At 62.6% G+C, this 17,400-nt stretch carries 15 protein-coding genes; 12 read left to right on the top strand and 3 right to left on the bottom strand.

Annotated elements, in window-relative coordinates; translation table 11 throughout:
* The first annotated feature begins 19 nt into the window (after positions 1–19).
* The 6 genes from C4S71_RS16680 to C4S71_RS16655 all read left to right on the top strand — a co-directional run bounded on the left by C4S71_RS16680 (position 20) and on the right by C4S71_RS16655 (position 9,029).
* A complete protein-coding gene (locus tag C4S71_RS16680; RefSeq protein ID WP_103969922.1) occupies positions 20–307 on the top strand; it encodes a type VI secretion system PAAR protein in 288 nt (95 codons plus the stop codon).
* A 1-nt stretch (position 308) separates the two neighbouring features.
* The gene (locus C4S71_RS16675) at positions 309–2,360 is read left to right on the top strand and encodes a type VI secretion system Vgr family protein (RefSeq protein WP_103969921.1); all 2,052 of its coding nucleotides are present in this window, start codon (positions 309–311) and stop codon (positions 2,358–2,360) included.
* Positions 2,361–2,365: 5 nt separating this feature from the next.
* Positions 2,366–3,271, top strand: coding sequence for a DUF4123 domain-containing protein (locus C4S71_RS16670; RefSeq protein WP_235014601.1), 906 nt, complete (start codon positions 2,366–2,368; stop codon positions 3,269–3,271).
* A 12-nt stretch (positions 3,272–3,283) separates the two neighbouring features.
* Entirely contained in the window at positions 3,284–6,760 is a 3,477-nt protein-coding gene (locus tag C4S71_RS16665; protein ID WP_103969919.1) for a toxin VasX, read from the top strand.
* Positions 6,761–6,795: 35 nt separating this feature from the next.
* Positions 6,796–7,908 (top strand): hypothetical protein, encoded by a 1,113-nt coding sequence (locus C4S71_RS22770; protein WP_235014598.1) that lies wholly within the window; start codon positions 6,796–6,798, stop codon positions 7,906–7,908.
* A 344-nt stretch (positions 7,909–8,252) separates the two neighbouring features.
* The gene (locus tag C4S71_RS16655) at positions 8,253–9,029 is read left to right on the top strand and encodes a hypothetical protein (RefSeq protein ID WP_235014596.1); all 777 of its coding nucleotides are present in this window, start codon (positions 8,253–8,255) and stop codon (positions 9,027–9,029) included.
* Between the two features lie 299 nt (positions 9,030–9,328).
* Here the strand turns inward: C4S71_RS16655 and C4S71_RS16650 are convergent, their stop codons facing one another.
* Positions 9,329–10,723: an acyltransferase family protein gene (locus C4S71_RS16650; protein WP_160113402.1), complete on the bottom strand. Its 1,395-nt coding sequence runs from the start codon at positions 10,721–10,723 to the stop codon at positions 9,329–9,331.
* 146 nt (positions 10,724–10,869) lie between these two features.
* On the opposite strand from C4S71_RS16650, the gene C4S71_RS16645 reads away from it, so the two are divergent.
* The 4 genes from C4S71_RS16645 to C4S71_RS16630 are packed head-to-tail and all read left to right on the top strand — an operon-like array spanning position 10,870 to position 14,087.
* Positions 10,870–11,439, top strand: coding sequence for a diguanylate cyclase (locus C4S71_RS16645; protein WP_086510611.1), 570 nt, complete (start codon positions 10,870–10,872; stop codon positions 11,437–11,439).
* Positions 11,436–12,536 carry a beta-ketoacyl-ACP synthase III gene (locus tag C4S71_RS16640; RefSeq protein ID WP_103969916.1) on the top strand — a complete coding sequence of 367 codons (1,101 nt, stop codon included), beginning with the start codon at positions 11,436–11,438 and terminating at the stop codon, positions 12,534–12,536. Before C4S71_RS16645 ends, C4S71_RS16640 begins: the two co-directional genes overlap by 4 nt.
* Positions 12,537–12,538: 2 nt before the next feature.
* On the top strand, positions 12,539–13,222 hold the full coding sequence (locus tag C4S71_RS16635; protein WP_103969915.1) for an iron-containing redox enzyme family protein: 684 nt from the start codon (positions 12,539–12,541) through the stop codon (positions 13,220–13,222).
* Positions 13,215–14,087: a DUF6999 family protein gene (locus tag C4S71_RS16630; protein ID WP_103969914.1), complete on the top strand. Its 873-nt coding sequence runs from the start codon at positions 13,215–13,217 to the stop codon at positions 14,085–14,087. Before C4S71_RS16635 ends, C4S71_RS16630 begins: the two co-directional genes overlap by 8 nt.
* On the opposite strand, the gene trhA is transcribed toward C4S71_RS16630, so the two are convergent.
* Entirely contained in the window at positions 14,057–14,728 is a 672-nt protein-coding gene (gene trhA / locus C4S71_RS16625; RefSeq protein WP_103969913.1) for a PAQR family membrane homeostasis protein TrhA, read from the bottom strand. The genes C4S71_RS16630 and trhA overlap by 31 nt on opposite strands.
* Positions 14,729–14,768: 40 nt before the next feature.
* Positions 14,769–15,404: a GTP cyclohydrolase II gene (gene ribA, locus C4S71_RS16620; protein WP_103969912.1), complete on the bottom strand. Its 636-nt coding sequence runs from the start codon at positions 15,402–15,404 to the stop codon at positions 14,769–14,771.
* Positions 15,405–15,572: 168 nt separating this feature from the next.
* Here ribA and hemE point away from each other — a divergent pair, with 168 nt between their 5' ends.
* Positions 15,573–16,655, top strand: coding sequence for a uroporphyrinogen decarboxylase (gene hemE / locus C4S71_RS16615; RefSeq protein WP_103969971.1), 1,083 nt, complete (start codon positions 15,573–15,575; stop codon positions 16,653–16,655).
* Positions 16,648–17,037, top strand: coding sequence for a VanZ family protein (locus C4S71_RS16610; protein ID WP_086510605.1), 390 nt, complete (start codon positions 16,648–16,650; stop codon positions 17,035–17,037). The genes hemE and C4S71_RS16610 overlap by 8 nt, the downstream gene beginning before the upstream one ends.
* Positions 17,038–17,400: the final 363 nt, after the last annotated feature.

Genomic DNA, 17,400 nt, shown 5'->3' with positions numbered 1-17,400 from the left:
AGCGACAGGAGAACGACAGATGGGACGCAAACTGGTACTCGTGGGTGACATCGGCACCGACCACGACGGCTTTCCGCCGACGCCGGTCACCGCCGGCAGCCCGACCGTGATCATCGACGGCAAACCGGCAGCGCGCCTGGGCGACCCCCTGGCCCCGCACGACAAGTCCAAGCACCCCTCGCACCCGCGCTCCATTGCCGAGGGCTCGGGCACCATCCTGATCGATGGCAAGCCGGCAGCGCTCACCGGCCACGCCGTCGATTGCGGCGGCGTTGTGATCGGTTCCGCCAGCGGGGAGGGCAGCTGACATGGCCGACCGCACCGGACTCCAGTTCACCCTCGATCTCGCCGGGGTCGACAGCGCCGAACTGGCGGTGATCGACTTCACCCTGGAAGAGGCACTCTCGCAGCCCTTCCACCTCGAGGTGCGTTTCGCCAGCCGCGACGGCAGCCTCTCCGCCACCGAGCTGCTCGACCGCCCGGTGAGCCTGACGATCTGGCAGGACGGCGAGGTGCTGCGCCGGGTGCATGCCATCGTCAGCGAGTTCGGTCGTGGCGACCGCGGCCATCGCCGTACCCTCTACTCCCTGGTCGCCCGCCCGGCGCTGTGGCGCCTCGACCTGCGCCACAACTCGCGCATCTTCCAGGAGGTCTCGCCGCTCACCGTGCTCAATACGCTGTGCGACGAGCGTGGCCTCACCGACGTCGCCTTCGCCGTCACCCGCGAACTGCCGGAAAGAGAGTTCCTCGTGCAGTACCGGGAAACCGATCTCGCCTTCGTCGAGCGCCTGGCTGCCGAAGAGGGCCTGTTCTACTTCCACGAATTCGAAGACGCGCCGAATGGCGCCCACCGCCTGGTGTTCGCCGATGCGCCCCAAACCCTGGCCCACCTGGGCGAGCGTACCTACCACGGTCGCGCTGGCGGCACCCCGCCGAGCCGCCACGTGCGAAAGCTCCAGCAGCTTGCCCGGGTCGCCCCGGCCTCGGTCACGCTCAAGGACTACTCGTTCAAGAACCCCGCCTATGCGCAGCTTCACGAGCACGCTGCGGGTGACCTGGAAGAGCACGCCCAAAGGGACGACTACGAACACTACGACTACCCCGGGCGCTACAAGGCCGACGCCTCCGGCGATGCCTTCACCCGCATCCGTCTCGAACACCTCAGAAGCGGCGCCCTGACCTGCGCCGCCGAGAGCGACCTGCCCGAGCTCGCCCCCGGGGTCAAGTTCACCCTCACCGACCACGACCTCAGTGAACTCAACCGCGACTGGCAGGTGGTCAAGGTCAAGCACACCGGCAGCCAGCCCCAGGCCCTGGAAGAAGACGGTGTCACTCAAGGTGACGCGGCAGGGATGGGCATGACCAAGTTCGACAACGAACTGATCCTCACCCCCGCCGACCGCGCCTGGCGCCCCACGCCCAACGCCAAGCCCCGCGTCGACGGCCCGCAGATCGCCTTCGTCGTCGGCCCCGAGGGCGAAGAGATCCACTGTGACGAGCACGGCCGGGTCAAGGTCCAGTTCCCCTGGGATCGCTACGCCGAACCCAATGAAACCGCCAGCGCCTGGGTGCGCGTCTCCCAGGGCTGGGCCGGCGGCGGCTACGGTAGCATGGCGATACCCCGGATTGGGCATGAGGTGGTGGTGTCGTTCCTCGAGGGCGACCCGGATCAACCGCTGATCACCGGGCGCACCTACCACGCCGTCAACACGCCGCCCTACGCGCTGCCCGAGCACAAGACGCGTACCGTCATCCGCACCCAGAGTCACAAAGGCGAAGGATTTAACGAACTTCGCTTCGAGGACCAGGCCGGCGAAGAGCAGATCTGGCTGCACGCCCAGAAAGACCTGGAGCTGCTGACCAACAACGACCGCACCGAAGAGATCGGCAACGACAGCTTCCTCACCGTGCACCACGACCGCATCGGTGAGATCCATGCTGACGATCACCTGACGGTGCACGGCAGCCGCCACACCCAGATCGACGGCGACGACCACCTCATCGTCGACGCCAGCCGTCACGAGAAGTACGGCCGCGCCCAACTGGTCGAAGCCGGCCAGGAGATCCACCACAAGGCGGGCATGAAGGTGGTGATCGAAGCCGGCGCCGAGATCACCCTCAAGGCCGGAGGCAGCTTCGTCAAGCTCGACCCCAGCGGCGTCACTATCGTCGGCAGCCAGGTCAAGATCAACTCCGGAGGCAGCCCCGGCTCCGGCAGCGGTCAGGCCGCTCAGGCACCGGCGCTGCCGCGGGAGGCGGAAGCGGCACCCGAGTTCACCCCTATACAGGCTCCTCAGCAAGCGGCGCTGCTGCAACAGAAAGCGCTGTGTCCCGTATGCGAAAAGGATGGTAGCGCGTGACGGATATGGTGAGCTGGCCATTTTCCCAAGAGCTGACGGGTGGCCCATGGCGTTGGCCCGTCGAACAGCACGTATACCTGCTGCTCGATGGCGTGCGTATCCAGGAACTACCGCGACGGCTTTATGAATGGTCCGAGGGGCGATTGGAAGCCGATCTGCTCTATGCGGGAACCCCTTGGGCGACGGTCAGTAACGTTTCTCCCTGGCTGGTGCGGCTATCTGGTCCTGATGACCCGGTATTGCAGCGTTTCCTCGAGGAGGGGCTCGAGCCGGAATGGGGTTATCTCATCATCGGCCAAGCCAGCCTGCTGGAAGTGGCCGATCATCTGCGCCGCCTGGTGCAGGTCGTACACCCCGGCGGGGTTCCGATGCTGCTGCGTCTGGCCGATCCAGCCGTCATGTCAGCTCTGCTAATCGCTGAAAGCTCACCGGCACATGTCCCTTGGGGGGCTATCGATCAGCTGGTCGCGCCCAATGCCGTGACGGAAGAGTGGGGCTATGGTTCGCCCGCTCAAGTGCAAGCCGAACCCATTGCACTGGACAGCGAAGGCTACCGGCTGTCGGAAGTGCAGCTTGCCCGGCTCCAGGCATGCGATCTGCGTCGAGATACACGCCAACTGCTGTGCTTCGTCGAGCGTCATTGCAACGATTGGTTGCCGGACGCGGCGAAATCGCAGCGATATGCCTGTCTTGAGCGGGTTATCGGCGAAGCCCGCGACATGGGCTTCAACACGCCTCGCGAATGGGCGCTGCTGTGCACCCTGATGGCTCGGCTAGGAACCCTGACGTGGCATGGCCATACCGATACCCCCCTTTATCACGAGTTGAGCGATAAACGCCTGGGCGGAATCGAGCGTCTCGAGGCTGCTCTGAGCGCGGCCACAACCTCACAATCCTACGTTACGACATAGGGAGCATGTCACATGTCTGCCTTCGAGCGACCCAATGATGACCGCGATAATGGTGCCCTGGCCGCCTATGAGCTTCCCTGCCGCGATAGCGAGGAAGGCGCCACTTGCCCGCTGATCAGCGGCAAGGTGCAGCTGCTGCCGCTGCGTTATGGCCTGGTCGAGGAGCTGGTACCCGGATGCTCCACGCCCTACACCCTGAGTGCGCGGCCGCTGGGCATTCGCCTGCTGCGTAACGGCTATCTCTATGTGCTCGATGGCGAGACCAACGAACTCGCCGAGTACGAGTTTCGTGACCAGGGTGATGAGATTACCGGTGGCAAGCTCGAATACGAGACGGATCGAACCCTCTATGTCTGCTTCTCTGAAGTGAAGTGGACCGACACCAAGCGTGCCCAGGTGCTGGAGAGCGAGGAAGATCGTGATGCCTTCATGCAGGCAGTCGATCTTTCGGGCGCCAATCCCGTCACAGGGGGCGGCGAGCACTTGATCACCACGGCCCAGGCGGAAGAGTGGGTCGCGGAATTCGCCGAAGATGTCGAGTTGGAGCAGCCCGAAGGCGGCCATGAGCAGGAAGGCGAGGCCTACCACTGGGAAAACGACCATTACTACCACAAGTCTCGCCTTGGCAAGCTGCTCAAGCAGCATGAGGTCGAGGACCGTGACGAGTGCCTGTGCTTGGTGGTGCGGGATGACATCGGCGTCATGCGTGACCTGGCGATGTACCAAGACAACGTAGTGGGGTGGATTGAGGAGTGGACGGAAGAAGATGAAAAGCGCACTCAGCGCAACTACCTGCTCGGCTGTTATATCGAGTCCATCACGCAGCTGACGGCAGAAACCATGGCTTCCTTGGTTCCTGGCGAAGAAGGCTCCCCTGAGAGTGCTCTTTGGAATGATCTGGAGAGGCTGGATGAGCCGCATAGAGAGCGTACGCGGCAAGCAGTTCTGAATTATCTCAACGGAGAGGAACAGCTTCCCCGCTCCTATGATCCTGATTTGCCAGATGAGCTCAGAGCTAGGCTGCTTGAGGTCAGCCGAGGCGCTAACCGAGCCAACGCCTCGGCAATCCTGCAGCGGCAGCAGACCGAGATTCGCCGATATCATGCTAGAGAAACGATGGCCGATGCGGATAGTGGCTTCCTTGAACAGCACCTGGATACCTTGCTGGGGCTGAAGCGGACCAACAGCAGGCGTGTTCGTGACATTCTGGAAGGAGCGTCGTTTGGCCAGCGCGGTGTCAATGACCTCATTCGCCGCAGCGACATGGATCAATTTCTTGAGCAGCAGCGGCCAAAGCTATCGCGCTGGAATACACTACTCGAAACGATCAGCCGTGATCGAGCTGAAATGCTGTGCTCCAACTATTTCCATCTGGCGGCCTGGTACTTCGACTCCGATCAAGAAGAGCAAATAGAGAAAGCGTTTTCGGCTGAATATTCCTGTGTGAAAGACATATGTCGAAGCGATGAGGTGGTTGACAGGGTTACACAATGGCTGACGGATCATCCTGAGTACGATCGCCCTCTGTTTCATACTCGGAGTTTGCAGGAGCAAGCCGAACTTAAGAAGAACTATACTGCGCTCATCTCTGCAGGCTATAACATATTGAAGCACCTTGATAGCTGGGTGGATAAGTTAAAAGAGGCAGAGAGTGGAAAACTTCCCGACTTGAGGGAACTGCCTGAAAATGTTCAGATATTGGCAAATGGTGCGAGAGCCAACTTGACACCGGCAGTGGGTGCGGGCTTGGCCAATATCATACAGCACATGCAACAGGCCACCGGGCAGAGTGGTTTCAACATGCCGGAGTTGGAAGACCTGTTCCGTCAGCTGAAACCGCCTGCGGTATGGGCACGTATCGTCGATGCAGCTAAAGAGAACGGAGCGCGTTTGGTTTTCTCGACGGCTAGTCTCGAGAAACTGATAGCGTTGGTTGAAGACACCCTGCTGCTGAGAGAGCGTCTGACTAGCTTGAACAATAGACGGCGACAGGCCTCAGGGGCAGAGCGTGATCGAGTCCGGGCTGAGCGTCGCAGCGTACAGGCTCAGCTGGAGGCAAACGAGCATCGCTTGGCTGCTGCCCTTAGTCCGGTCGGTGAGGTGGGAGCCGATGATCTCATCTTGTCGCAAGGCGAGAGTGGCAGAGCTGGCTTGGTGCTTGAATTCGACGATGCCGGAAAGGCTGCAGCGGTTGGAAGGCTGACCAGCAATCTCCGGCAGGGAATCTATCGCGCTCCGCCAGCGGGACTATTGGGGGATGGTGTTGGATTACTGGTATTTGTCGGCCAGGCGGTGGGGCTCTGGGCAGCTGCAAAGGCATTCCAGGCAGCACGGGATGGTGAAGATAATAGTGAAAAAATACAAGCAGTTGTTAGACTGTCCGGAGCAATCGCTGCTACTTCAGCAGCGGGTTTCTTAGCAGCCCAAAGTATTGGAGATACAGCGCTTCAGGCTCAGGCGCGTGCCTTTGGTACTGCTCTCAATGCCAGCCGGGCAGGTGGTGTATATACCCAGTTAGGGCGAATGCATCATGCGCTTGGCTATGCTGGATATGGGTTCGGATTTATTGCTTCGGCATTTGGCTTGTACGCTAACAGAGTTAATTGGCAAGATGCTGTGCGCAGTGGTAACGGCAATGCACAGGGCGCGGCCGCACTAGCGATGGTAGGCGATGCCGGTTTGATGGGTGCGCACGGGTATGGGCTCTACTCCACTATCAGTACAGGTCTCGCTGTGAGGGGCGGGATGACATGGGCAATAGCAGGCCCTCATCTGGCATCGGTATTCGTGCGTTTTAATGCCATAGGCCTAGCGTTTTCGGTGTTACAGCTCGGGGGGACCTGGCTATATAATCGCCACAATATCAGTCAGCACGATCAATGGCTGTTGCACTCTCCTTGGGGAGCGGAGGAGGGCGATGAATCTCTTGAGCATTATCTCAGCGAGCTAAGGCGTATCAGTCAAGCCGCCCATATTACTTTGGAAGAGGTCTATACGGAGAATTGGCGACCCACTTGGCTACGTAGCCCCGACGGCTATCTAATTGAACTACACCTGCCCGGACTAACTCTCCAGGCGTTGCAGCCACCCCTTGTGGGCAAACCGCCAGTGCGACTGTCACTCCAGGCCTGGCAGGTGCAACCCATGCAGATATGGCAGCGTGAAGGAACGGTACGGGCGCCCGAGCACTGGCTGGAAGCGACCGCCGAGATGGCGGAAGCGCTAGTGATCCGCATGGATGAAAAGGGTGGTCACATCACCCTATCGGGACAGGCCCCGGCCCACCGGCAGACACCCCAGGGATATGAGACCGAACGCTGGGTGGTCGGGGTACGGTTGGAGCGCCTTGATGACGAAGGTAGCTATCAGGCAAGCGATGTCTATATCTATGTCGACCCACGCGGTGGGGTTGGCAGCAGCAAGCGCTATACCCCTTCAGAATTTCCACGCCGAGGCGACCCAGGAAGCTGGTATGCTATGACCGTTTAAAGAATTATATGTGAGAGACAAACAGGAATTTTAATATGCGTAACAAGGTGCCGGATTTGCCGCAGCCTGAGCTATCCCAGCCCCATCGTGCAGGTGATATACAGGCTGTGCCCGGTGGGCGAATTACCTATCTGTCGCCCTTGCCCTTATCGACGGGTCAGCCGCCCCTGGATATGAGCAAGGCGGTAAGTGAGCTTAATGACGCTTGGCTGGATTTCGGGGGTGGGTGGCCAAATGTATCTGTGTGGCAGACTATTACGGGGGGGGTGTGTGGAATAGTATTGATATGTGTTTTGGTTTTCCCCATGATTGTTGGTCTGCTGATACCGGATATTTCCTCAGACGATTTTTTTTTATTTTTTAGAGTTTTTTTCTGGACAGGAATAATTGGCGGGCTAGCGATTTTTCTAATTTCGTATCTTGGTTATTACGTTGGTATGAATCGCTTAAAACGCAGCATCCCCGTCCGCTTCCATCGTCAGCGCCGGGAAGTCTGCTTTACCCTGACCGATACGCAGGAAACTGTCTACGTGCCATGGGAATCCTTGATGGCCTGGGTGGTAGAAGCGCGTGGAGCCACTCAGTATGGCGTGCAACAGCAGTACGGCATGGGGGTCGGGTACGCCCACCCGGAGACGGGCAAGTGGCTGAAACTCGAATTCATGTCCGCGGGCTTGCCCTTGGCGATCAGTAACTGGGAGGCGATCCGCGCCTATATGGATTACGAGGTCCACTCGCTGCATGAGATTCAGGACCCCCACCTGCCAAGGGGCAAGGACGATCCACCTTGGGAAGGGGTGCATACGCTGCGCAATGCGCGCCGCCGAATGCGCGAGCGCCGAGCCAATGGGGAAGTGGGGCCGATCTTCGCTTTCTTCTGGTATGCCTACCATGTCATTGAACTATGGAATCTGCCCGGTTACCTGACCGAGTGGGAAGCCAAGCGGCTGATGAAAAGCCGCCCCAAGCTGCGTCCGACGGAAGTAGAAGAGTGGTCCAAGCCACTCCCCAAAGAACAGTGGGCCAAGCCCAGCGAGGAATTGGTGCGCCTATCGGCCGAGGTGCGCCGACTACGCGCGGAGAATCCCCTCAGTTCCATCGAGGAGATCTTCAGCGAGGCCTATCGTCGCCAGGGTGTCGAAGCCTGACGATGGCCAATCCACGCAAAGGCTTTTCTAGGCCCGACCCCACCCAACCTCAACGCGCCGGCGATGTCGAGCCTTTACCAGGGGGTCGTATCGCCTTCTTGGCGCCGCTACCCCTCCCGACGGGAGAGCCGGCGCTAAACGAAGGGGCAGTCAGCGAGCTCAACGATACATGGCTAGACTATGGCGCTGGCTGGCCCGGTGTTTTTGGCAACCAACTAGTTCTGGGGGGAGCCTTTAAGGGGTTTCTTCTAGTGGCTGTTGTGATGCCTCTAGTTCTATCACCATTTATGTCGGAAAGACTCTTCAATGCTCTCTCTGATGGCTTTATAAGGAATGGCCTATACATGTCGGCCACTGTGCTAATTGCTGGCCTTTGGGGTGTTATTTCCGTCCATTCAAAGCGCAAAAAGGTAATTCCGACACGTTTTCACCGACAGCGACGTGAGGTCTGCTTTGTGCCGGAAAAGAAGAACGGTGAGGGCTATGAGGCGCCGGTTTTCGTGCCCTGGGAGTCGCTGCGCGTATGGGTATTCGAGACGCGTGGCGTCACTCAATATGGCGTGCAGCAACAGTACGGTATGGGGATCGGCTATGTGTTGCCCGGTACCAACCAGTGGGTGAAAACGGAGTTCATGACGCCGGCTTTGCCTCTGGCCCTTGCTGAATGGGAAGCGCTTCGCGGCTATATGGAGTACGAGATCAACACGCTCGATGAGATCCAGAGCCCGCTGTCCATCCGGGAAGAGGGGGATCCCCCTTGGGAGGGAGCGCATACCATCCGCAACGCCCATCGCCGGCTTCACCGTCGCCGCCGTAACGGAGAGGTGGGCTGGTGCTACACCTTGGGTTGGTACCTTTATCACCTGCTCACTTTCTGGACCCTGCCGGGCTATCTGGCTGAGTTGGAAACGTGGCTACTCAGACGCTCCGGCACCAAGTCGCTGCCACCGGAGATGGTGGAATGGTCCAAGCCGCTCCCCAAGGAGCAGTGGGCCAAGCCCAGCGAGGAGCTGGTGCGTCTGTCGGAAGAGGTTCGGCGGATTCGCCAGCGCGACCCGCAGCAGCAGTCCATCGAAGAAGTGTTCGCCGAGGCTTATCGCGATCAGGGTGTGGTGGCTTGAATATTACCCGGTGTCACTGATGGTGTTGGGCCTGCCAGCACACTTGTCGGGTAGGAACAGCGGGTAGGACAAACGAAAAGCCCGGCCTTGCGGCCGGGCTGGATCTTCGCTTCCTTACCTCCACCTCGAGCATCCTTCCACCCGAGCATCCCTGGATAGTGAGTCTTCCTGACTCGGTCGTCCCTGGCTGAGCCTCCGTGCTCAGTACGGTTTTACTTTGCCAACTAACAGTGCTCGGCGACGTTAACCTGGGGCAAGCGGCTTGTAAGAAATTGCCGATGAAATTTGTAAGAAATGGCTTACAAGGAGCTCGATTCAACCTCCTTCTGTTTGGAGAGGGAAGCGTCGAGCGCTGACGCTGGCGGCTGTGGATGGACGCGCAGTAGCCATGAGGCAGCCGCAACGCCGGCCAGACCGAAGATGGCGCCGGGCAGGGCGCCGAGTGCCAGGCTGGCGACGATGCCGCCGAGCAGCGCCGCGCCGCCGGCGAGGATGACCGGTGCGGCGGTGGCGGAAACCACATCGCGCTTGCGGCGCATCTCGAAGGTCACCACCGCGATCATCACCGGGGCAACGGCCACGATGCACAGCGCAATCCACCACAGGCGGCCGAGCCAGAAGCCCACCTCGCCCGGTATGCCGGCGTCGATGGGCAGGCCCAGGCGTTCGCCCAGCCAGGCGGCCGGCAGTTCGGCGAGCTTGTGCCAGAGGTAGAGCGGCATGCCCAGGGCGCCGAGGATCGTCACCGTCCGGTCGATTCGGCGGCGCTCCAGCAGGCGGCGCACGGGGGCTTCGAAGGTCAGCGCGGCGCCTACCTGAACCCACATCACGCCGACCAGCGCCAGAGTGGGCGGCAGCAGGTTGCTGGGCACGCCGAAGGCACCGTCGACCATGGCCACGGGGTAGCCCGAGGCCACGGCGGCGGCCAGCCACACCAGCCCGAGCAGTAGCAGGGCGAGGCCGCAGCCCAGGCCGGAGAAGCGCCCGCGCTTCCAGGCGATGCCGAGCTGCTGCGGCAGCAGCCAGACCACCGCGGCGTTGAGCCAGCCGATGCCGCCACCGTTGGCGGTGACGCGAGTGCCCAGCTCCAGCAGCTCGCCGGGAGTACTAATGCCGGCGCGCAGCAGGTCCACGGCAGCGGCGATCAGCAGCAGCCCTGCCACGGCCTTGAGCCCCCAGCGGTTGTCGGCCCACACGCTCAGCGGCAGCAGGGCCTGCACGCCCAGCAGCATCATCAGGAACCAGAGGTGAACGGTGAGCGAGTGGTTGAGCGGGCCGAGCAGGCGTCCGCCGGTGTAGGCCGCCAGCAGGACGAAGGCCACCAGCACCGCCAGGTAGGTGACGGTGGGGCGGGCCAGACCCAGTGCCCGGCCCGCCCACCAGTGCAGCTGGCGCTGGCCCTGATCCAGCCGACGCTGGGCGCCGTCGGCGCTGACCGCGGCCGAGACGAAGACGAACAGCGGCACCACCTGCAGCAGCCAGGTGAGCACCCCGGCGCAGGTCCATACCAGCAGCAGGTGGTCGGTGGTGGTCATCAGGCCGTTTTCCAGTCGCGGCAGGGTGGCGATCCAGTGGCCGAATACCACCACCAGCAGCGCGCCGGCACGCAGGGCATCGGGGTAGCGATCCCGAACTGCCTGCGGTGCGGCTGCGCTATCCGAAGCCGGGCCTCGCCTGTGGGTTACCTGTTTCATGATGTTTCGTTCCATTCGATTGGCGCTTGCAAATGATGTGCGCCTGGTGGATATTAGTTATCGAACAGTGTTTCCTAACATCATCCATGAAACGTAAGCGCCTTGCAAGAAACGCTGTGAGAGTCGCTGAAACAGAGGAAATCGCCATGGATACTCACACGCTGTTGATCCATGTCCTGCTGTACGTCTTCCTGCCGCTATGGGGAATTGCCGGCTTCGTCGACTGGTGCTGCCACCGTGCCACGCACATCGAGGAGACCTCGGGGCTGAAAGAGACCCTGATGCACTCGGCGATGGGCATTCAGGTGGGCATCCCCATCCTCATGTGCCTGCTCTACCGCATCAACGTGCTGGTGCTGCTGATCTGCCTGCTGGCCTGGGTGCTGCATGAGGTCGTGGCTCACTGGGACGTGCACTACGCCGCTCCCCGGCGTCACATCAGCATCTGGGAGATGCACGCACACAGCTACCTGGCCAGCCTGCCGTTCTACATGCTGGCGATGATCATGGTGATCAACTGGCCGGTGGTGATCGATCTCGTCTCCCTCGACTGGGCCGGGCAAATGCGGCTGATTCCCGTCGAGGTGCCCCATGGCGGCGAGCGCTACCTGCCCTATTACCTGACCTTCATGGCACTGCTGTGCGTGTTTCCCTACATGGAGGAGAACCTGCGCTGCCTGCGTCATTACCTCAAGCACGGAGGCAACCCCGCGTGAGCGTCTATATCACCAGTACTGGCCACTACCTGCCTGGCGAGCCGGTGGACAACGAGCGGATCGAGGCGGTGCTCGGCCTGGTGCACGGCAAACCGAGCCGGCTCAAGCGCCGCATACTGCAGTCCAACGGCATATGCCAGCGCCACTACGCCATCGATGCCGAGCACAACACCCTGATCAGCAACGGCGAGATGGCCGCCCGAGCGGGCCGGGCCTGCCTCGACGACAGCTACCTGGACAAGTCGCGGCTCGAGATGCTCAGCGTGGCCACCAGCCAGGGCGACCTGGTGCTGCCGGGGTTCGGCAGCATGGTCCAGGCCGAGCTGGGTGTGGCCGATGTGGAGCTGCACAGCAGCCACGGCATCTGCTCGAGCAGCATGATGGCGCTCAAGGCGGCCTACACCGGGCTCAAGGCCGGCGAGCACGACAATGCCCTGGTGATCGCCAGCGAGCTGGCCTCGCGGCTGTTCAAGGCCAGCCGCTACGAGGCGGTGGCGCAGGAGGTCGACTTCAATGCCGAGTTCCTGCGCTGGATGCTGTCGGACGGCGCCGGGGCGCTGCTGCTGGAAAACGAGCCGCGCCGGCGCTGCTTCCGCATCGACTGGATTCGCGGCTTCTCCCACGCCGACGCCTACCCGGTGTGCATGAGCGTCGGTCGCGCCGAAAGCGATGGGCGCAGCTGGCAGGACTTCGCCACCTACGCCGAGGCGGAGGCCGCCGGCGCCCTGCTGATCCGCCAGGACGTTCGCCTGCTCGACAACATCGTCAAGCTGGGGGTGGACAGCCTGCTGCGGCTGATCGACGAGGGACGGGTCGAGGTAGGGCGGATCGACCACGTGCTGTGCCATTACTCGTCGCACTACTTCCGCGGCAAGATCTTCCACATGTTGACCCAGGCCGGCGCGGCCATCCCCGAGGAGAAGTGGTACACCAATCTCTATACCCGCGGTAACACCGGCTGCGCCTCGATGTTCATCATGCTCGATGAGTTCCGGCGCACCCAGAGTCATCGAGCCGGCGACACCATCCTGTGCATGGTGCCGGAGAGCGGTCGCTTCAATAACGTCTACATGCAGCTCACGGTCGTGGAGGAGTAACCATGGAAAGCAAGATCACCACCCAGTTGGGGCAGGAGTGCCTGCAAGGGTTGATGCGTGTGTGGTTCGACTTCGAGCGCCAGCTGGGGCGGGTGCCGATCATCCAGCGCCTGGAGCGCGGCAGGTTCACCCGCGAGGACTACCGCAACCTGCTGCTGCACCTGCGCCAGCAGGTGATCGAGGGCGCGCGCTGGATCACCCGTGGCGCCTCCAGCTTCGAGCGCGATTACGCCGACGTGCGTTCGGAAGTGATCGGTCACGCCAAGGAGGAGCATCGCGACTACGAGATGCTGGAGGCGGACTTCGTGGCGGCAGGCGGCGCGTTGGAGGAGATCCGCGCCGGCCGGCGCAACGCCGGCAGCGAGGCGCTGCACGCCTTCATGATGTATCGCGCCAGCCAGCCCAATCCGGTGGATTTGATCGGTGCCATGTGGATCATCGAAGGGCTGGGGCAGAAGATGGCCAGCGACTGGGCGCGGCGGATCGACGAGGCCACCGAGGGCGACGGCCGCTACACCTGCTTCATGCGCTACCACGGCGAGAACGACGACGCCCACCTGGACAAGCTCTATACGTTGATCGATCGGGTCTGCCGCACGCCGGAGCAGCAGCAGGCGATCCTGCGCACCGCGCGGGTGGTGGCGCGGCTCTACGCCCTGCAGCTGGAGGAGATCGAGCATGGCTGATACCCGGCCGAGGCCGCGCAGCCCCTTCCTGCGTGCGCTGGCAGTCGACGACTCCCTGCCCATCGAGCCGGCGGCGGTGCGGCTGTGGCTGGACGACCTGGAGCGCCCCACGCGCTGGTCGCTGCGCCCGCTGCTGCAGTTCCTGCTGGCCGTGCTGCTGCATCTGATCTGGTTCGTGAAGCGCCTGCCGCTGCCACAGTTTCGCGCTCACGGCCTGCTGCAGCGGCTGATCTGCTGGTTCTGCACCCACTTCGTCAGCCCCAGCGCCAATCAATTGATCCTGCGCCACTTCGCCACCGAGTCCAACATCCTCAACTTCCTCATCGACAACTGCCCGGAGGTCTCGGTGGAGCCGCTCACGCTCTATCCGAGCCGCATCGAGGACATGCTCGACGCCAGCTTCGTCAAGCACGACCAGGAGCTGTTCCGGGCGATCGAGGAGATGGGCCACTGGCGGCAGCGCCCGGCACCCCTGGCGCCGCAGGCGATCAGTTGGGCACACTGGCGTCCGCTGGCAGAGAGCGACTTCGAGCTGCCGCGGCGGCGTACCCAGGTGCTCGATTTCGAGAGCGCCCATGCGCTGTTCATGTGCCTGTTCTGCCTGCTGCTGACCCGCGAGGAGTACCGCGACGCGATCAATGGCTTCAACCTCGACCAGTCCATCGCCATCCGCGTCGGCCAGTTGATCGGCGACCCGAGCCTGGCCGAGATGGCCTACAACAAGTACCCGCACTACCTGGTCGGGCCGTGGAACCTGAGCCAGCGCTTCCTCATGCATGGCTTCTTCACCGAATACCTCTACGCCCGGCTGGAGCGGTTGAGGCTGGCCGCGCCTCACCCCCCGAACGGCAACACCGCGGCGTAAACCGCGAAGTAGTGGCAGGTACTGCCGCCCAGCACGAACAGGTGCCAGATGGCGTGGTTGAAGGGGATCGCGCTGATGGCGAAGAAGACCACGCCGAGGGTGTAGGTGATGCCGCCGGCCGTGAGCAGCACGATGCCGGCTGTGGGCAGGTTGGCACTCAGCGTGTCGCCGGCGAAGACGATCAGCCAGCCCATGACCAGGTAGATGGCGACTCGCAGGGCGGTGAAGCGATGCGGCCAGGCAAGCTTGCAGGCGATGCCGGCCAGCGCCAGCCCCCAGACGATGGCGAACAGCGTCCAGCCGGTGGCGCTGCGCATGTTGACCAGCAGAAAGGGGGTGTAGGTGCCGGCGATCAGCAGGTAGATGGCGCAGTGGTCCAGATGCTGGAACAGCCGCTTGAGCCGGGGGTGGCGAACGCCGTGGTAGAGAGTCGAGATGGTATAGAGCAGGACCAGGGTCACGCCGTAGAGGCTGATACCGACGATCTTCCACGGATCGACGTGTGCGGCCATGCTGGCCAGCACCAGCAGCACGATGACGCCGGTCAGGCTCAGCGCCGCGCCGATGCCGTGGCTGATGCTGTTGAGCAGTTCCTCGAGGAAGTGATGGCGTTGATTGAGCGTGCGCTGCGTTTCTGGCATGGGGTCTTTTCCGTCAGGAGCGCCCCGCTGCTTCGTTGGCTCAGGGCTTGCGTTCGATGTCCACGTCGCCGGCCTGGGTGAAGTCGCCCAGCGCCATCATGTGGCCGAGCTTGCCCGCCTTGGTGGAGAGATACTGCTCGTTATGAGGATTGAGACCCGTGGTCAGGGGCACGCGTTCCGCAATGGTGACGCCGGCCTTGGTCAGGGCATCGACCTTGCGCGGGTTGTTGGTCATCAGCCGCAGGCTCTGGATGCCCAGGTGTTCGAGCATTGGCACGCAGAGGTCGTAGCGGCGCAGGTCGGCGCCGAAGCCGAGTTGTTCGTTGGCTTCCACGGTGTCGGCGCCCTGATCCTGCAGGTGGTAGGCGCGGATCTTGTTGAGCAGGCCGATACCGCGACCTTCCTGGCGCAGGTAGAGCAGCACGCCGCGGCCTTCGTCGGCGATGCGCTTGAGCGCCTCCTGCAGCTGATAGCCGCAGTCGCAGCGCATCGAGAACAGGGCGTCGCCGGTCAGGCACTCCGAATGCACCCGACCGAGTACCGGCTCGCCGTCGGCCACGTCGCCGAGGGTGAGGGCGATGTGGTCCTTGCCGGTGGCTTCGTCCTCGAAACCGTGCATGGTGAAGGTGGCCCAGGGAGTGGGCAGCCGAGAGGAGGCGATGAATCGAATGGTCACGGGGTACCTCGGTCAAGACCACGGCGATGCCGGAAGTGAATCCCGCATTCTAGCAGGAACGCCGGCGCGGCTCACGAATGGGCGGTGTCGCCGATCTTGGCCCGGGTCAAGCCGCGTAGAAAAGGATGCGCTACAATGTGGCGACATTTCCTGTGGATGACTGCCTGCATGGATCTCAAGAACGATCGTTTTCTGCGTGCCCTGTTGCGTCAGCCGGTGGACCGCACGCCGGTATGGATGATGCGTCAGGCCGGCCGCTACCTGCCCGAGTATCGTGCGACCCGCGCCGAAGCCGGCGATTTCATGGACCTGTGCCGCAACCACGACCTGGCCTGCGAGGTGACGCTGCAGCCCCTGGAGCGCTACCCGCTGGATGCCGCCATCCTGTTTTCCGACATCCTCACCATCCCCGACGCCATGGGGCTGGGGCTCTACTTCGAGACCGGTGAAGGACCCAAGTTCCGCAAGCCGGTGCGCACGGCCGCGGACGTGGCGGCCCTGAGCGTACCCGACGCCGAGCGCGACCTGGACTACGTGATGCGGGCGGTGTCGACCATCCGCCGCGAGCTCAACGGCCGGGTGCCGCTGATCGGCTTCTCCGGCAGCCCCTGGACGCTTGCCACCTACATGGTGGAGGGCAGTTCGAGCAAGGACTTCCGCCACGTGAAGACCATGCTCTACGACACGCCCAGCGTGATGCACGACCTGCTCGACACCCTGGCCAGCGCGGTCACCGACTATCTCAACGCGCAGATTCGCGCCGGAGCCCAGGCGGTGCAGATCTTCGATACCTGGGGCGGGGTGCTCTCCACGCCGGCCTATCTCGAGTTCTCGCTGCGCTACATGGAGCAGATCGTCGCCGGGCTGATCCGCGAGCACGACGGACGCCGCGTGCCGGTGATCCTGTTCACCAAGAACGGCGGTCAGTGGCTCGAGGACATCGCCCTGGCGGGGCCGGACGCCGTGGGTATCGACTGGACCACTGAACTGTCCGATGCGCGCGCCCGGGTAGGCCACAAGGTGGCGTTGCAGGGCAACCTCGATCCCAACGTGCTGTTCGCCCGGCCGGCGGCCATTCGTGCCGAGGTGGGGCGCATCCTCGACAGCTACGGCCAGGGGCCGGGGCACGTGTTCAATCTGGGCCACGGTATCAGCCAGTTCACCAACCCGGACAACGTCACCGCCTTCATGGAGGCGCTGCACGACCTGAGCCCGAGCTACCACCGTGCCATCCAGTACCAGAATGCCTGAGTCTCGTTGGCTCCAGCGGCTTGCCTGGGGTGAAGATAGAAAGCGCCACCGTCTATGGACGGTGCTGGCCGTGCTGGCGGCCGTGGCCATCGCCATCGGTAGCCTGACCCCCGGCGACGAGATGCCCACCAACCTGCCATGGGACAAGTTCAACCACTTCGTCGGCTATGCCGGCCTGGCGGGGTTGGTCGGCCTGGCCGGGCTGCCGCTGGTGCGCACCTTCATCACCGTGGTGCTCTACGGCATTTGCATCGAATACCTGCAGATCCCCGTGCCTGGCCGCAGCGGCGGCGACTGGGCCGATATCCTGGCCAACACCCTGGGCGCGGGAACGGCCGTGTTGGTCCTGGCCGGTATCAGACGCTACCTGCTGCGACGCTAAGGAAACACTGCACAAATGCCTGCGCGAGCGAATCACTGCGTTGCGCGGTGCCGAAGCGTCGGACCGTCGGAATCCTCACCTATACCCCATAGGCTCCGGTTGACTCGCAGCCTTCGGCTTCTCGCCCCTTCGGGGCCAGCCTACGGCTGTTTGTCGCTTCGCTCGGTACTGTGCTCCGTGCGCCTTGCGACCCACAGGGATGTGGGAAGTGCGTTGGTTCGTAGGGAACGAACCTAGCCGCTTCATCCCGCTCGTCGATTTGTTCAGCGCTTCCCTAAAATACCCAAGCCCATACGACGACGCCCGCCATCGACCGATGGCGGGCGTCGTCGTGTCTGGGTGGTGCTCGTTTACTGCACTTCG

Origin of the sequence: Billgrantia desiderata, from assembly GCF_900108215.1 — a bacterium.
Classification (GTDB): Bacteria; Pseudomonadota; Gammaproteobacteria; order Pseudomonadales; family Halomonadaceae; genus Halomonas; species Halomonas desiderata.
The sequence above is the reverse complement of the archived record's forward strand: the minus strand, read 5'-3'. Positions and strand labels throughout refer to the sequence as shown.

Excerpts from the sequence above, each read along its gene's own strand:
- C4S71_RS16645 (WP_086510611.1), top strand. The coding sequence starts at position 10,870 with ATGGATACTCACACGCTGTTGATCCATGTCCTGCTGTACGTCTTCCTG.
- C4S71_RS16650 (WP_160113402.1), bottom strand. The coding sequence starts at position 10,723 with ATGAAACAGGTAACCCACAGGCGAGGCCCGGCTTCGGATAGCGCAGCC.
- C4S71_RS16670 (WP_235014601.1), top strand. The coding sequence starts at position 2,366 with ATGGTGAGCTGGCCATTTTCCCAAGAGCTGACGGGTGGCCCATGGCGT.
- C4S71_RS16680 (WP_103969922.1), top strand. The coding sequence starts at position 20 with ATGGGACGCAAACTGGTACTCGTGGGTGACATCGGCACCGACCACGAC.
- C4S71_RS16675 (WP_103969921.1), top strand. The coding sequence starts at position 309 with ATGGCCGACCGCACCGGACTCCAGTTCACCCTCGATCTCGCCGGGGTC.
- C4S71_RS16665 (WP_103969919.1), top strand. The coding sequence starts at position 3,284 with ATGTCTGCCTTCGAGCGACCCAATGATGACCGCGATAATGGTGCCCTG.
- C4S71_RS22770 (WP_235014598.1), top strand. The coding sequence starts at position 6,796 with ATGCGTAACAAGGTGCCGGATTTGCCGCAGCCTGAGCTATCCCAGCCC.
- hemE (WP_103969971.1), top strand. The coding sequence starts at position 15,573 with ATGGATCTCAAGAACGATCGTTTTCTGCGTGCCCTGTTGCGTCAGCCG.
- trhA (WP_103969913.1), bottom strand. The coding sequence starts at position 14,728 with ATGCCAGAAACGCAGCGCACGCTCAATCAACGCCATCACTTCCTCGAG.
- C4S71_RS16610 (WP_086510605.1), top strand. The coding sequence starts at position 16,648 with ATGCCTGAGTCTCGTTGGCTCCAGCGGCTTGCCTGGGGTGAAGATAGA.
- C4S71_RS16635 (WP_103969915.1), top strand. The coding sequence starts at position 12,539 with ATGGAAAGCAAGATCACCACCCAGTTGGGGCAGGAGTGCCTGCAAGGG.
- C4S71_RS16630 (WP_103969914.1), top strand. The coding sequence starts at position 13,215 with ATGGCTGATACCCGGCCGAGGCCGCGCAGCCCCTTCCTGCGTGCGCTG.
- C4S71_RS16655 (WP_235014596.1), top strand. The coding sequence starts at position 8,253 with ATGTCGGCCACTGTGCTAATTGCTGGCCTTTGGGGTGTTATTTCCGTC.